This is a genomic window from Lysinibacillus sp. GbtcB16 (genome assembly GCF_019091145.1).
Lineage (GTDB): Bacteria > Bacillota > Bacilli > Bacillales_A > Planococcaceae > Lysinibacillus > Lysinibacillus fusiformis.
In genome coordinates this window covers 1-270 of sequence record NZ_JAGXJV010000408.1, presented here as the reverse complement: position 1 = coordinate 270, position 270 = coordinate 1, and the positions used below count along the sequence as shown (strand labels likewise).

Sequence of the window (270 nt, the reverse complement as noted above, 5' to 3'; positions counted from 1 at the left end):
CTCATACTGATGGTGTACACTTATCATTAGATTTAGACGGTCTTGATCCTCATGATGCACCAGGTGTTGGAACGCCTGTAATTGGCGGTCTATCTTATCGTGAAAGTCATTTGGCGATGGAAATGTTAGCAGAAGCTGATATTATCACATCTGCTGAATTTGTTGAGGTAAATACGATTTTAGATGAGAGAAATAGAACGGCGACAACAGCAGTTGCTTTAATGGGTTCTTTATTCGGTGAAAAACTAAAATAAATGTAAGAAAAGCAAC

1 protein-coding gene is annotated in these 270 nt (G+C 38.1%); it reads left to right on the top strand.

What is annotated here, in order from left to right; all coding sequences use genetic code 11:
* The coding region (locus KVT27_RS24720) for an arginase family protein (RefSeq protein WP_217582180.1) at positions 1–254 on the top strand (254 nt) is incomplete at its 5' end.
* Positions 255–270: the final 16 nt, after the last annotated feature.